Source organism: Polaromonas sp. P1_G1, from assembly GCF_056405595.1.
Map to the genome: position 1 here is coordinate 1 of NZ_JBFUBU010000117.1, position 718 is coordinate 718.

The following is a 718-nucleotide window of genomic DNA, read 5'->3' on the forward strand; positions in this document are numbered from 1 at the left end:
GTCCAGTGTGATGCAGCCCACCACCCGCACACGCGGTCGTGGTTCCTGTGCAAATCGGGCACTAGCGCTTAGGTGCCCTGCAATTGCGCCAATTGCCGGCGCAGGTCGGCGTTTTCGGCCTCCAGCACGGCCACGCGCTGCTGCAAGGTCTGCAGGGGGTCGGTCGGGTTGGCATCGGCGTCGGCCGACAGATCGGCCCGTGCAGCCCGTTTGGCGTCGCGCACGCGCTTGGCGGCTTGCTTGAGCTGGTCTTTGCCAGCAGTGGCCGCAGCCACCTGCTCTTCGGCCGGCAAGGTGGCCACAGCGGCGGCGGCGTTGRTGGAGATGGTGCCCGACTTCACGGCAGCCACCAATTCAGGCGCCGCCTGCTTCTGGATCTTTTCGATCATCACCACCTGGTTGCTGCTCAGGCGGGCGGCCTTGGCAATGTCTTCGCGGCTTTGGCGCGGCTCCGGCGGCGCGGTGCTAGTGCTGACAGCGCCTTCGTTCGTCGCCGCATCAGCGTCAGACACCGCAGCCAATGCGCGGACGCGGCGCTCAGAGATGATTTCGCGCTTGCGCAAGGCCAACACACCGCGCTGAAAACCCGACACACTGCGCCGGCCCAAGTGCTGATCGATCATCCAGAGGTGCACATCGTCCATGGATTGGAACAGGCTGCTTTGCAAGGTCTGGAAGGGCAATCCGTGTTTCTGGCAAATGCCGTAGCGGTTGTGCC

The 718-nt window shown here is 64.9% G+C and carries 1 protein-coding gene; it reads right to left on the minus strand.

From position 1 onward, the window contains the following. Nucleotides 1-68: 68 nt before the first annotated feature. Nucleotides 69-718: coiled-coil domain-containing protein (locus tag AC1D1Y_RS25980; protein ID WP_477684891.1), on the minus strand; the 650-nt coding region annotated here is incomplete at its 5' end.